This is a genomic window from Gilvimarinus sp. 1_MG-2023 (assembly GCF_030548285.1).
The window spans coordinates 1-288 of sequence record NZ_JAUOSC010000807.1; the positions used below are offsets into that span (position 1 = coordinate 1).

Consider the following 288-nt stretch of genomic DNA (forward strand, 5'->3'; position numbering starts at 1 on the left):
GCCGATCACTTTACCCAGGCAGGTCATGTCCGGAACGATGTCGTAATAGGCTTGTGCGCCGCCAAGGGCGACCCGGAAACCACTCATGACTTCGTCAAAGATCAGCACGATACCGTGCACATCACACAGCTCTCGCAGCCCTTGCAAAAAGGATTTGGCCGGTGGGATGCAGTTCATGTTGCCTGCGACGGGTTCGATAATGACACAAGCGATCTGATCACCCATACGGGAGAAGCACTCACGCACGCTGTCGAGATTGTTGTAGTCCAGTGTGATGGTATGTTCTGC

General features: G+C 54.2%; 1 protein-coding gene. It reads right to left on the reverse strand.

What is annotated here, in order from left to right:
* A partial coding sequence (locus tag Q4563_RS19125; protein WP_303605638.1) for an aminotransferase class III-fold pyridoxal phosphate-dependent enzyme occupies nucleotides 1-288 on the reverse strand: 288 nt, incomplete at both ends.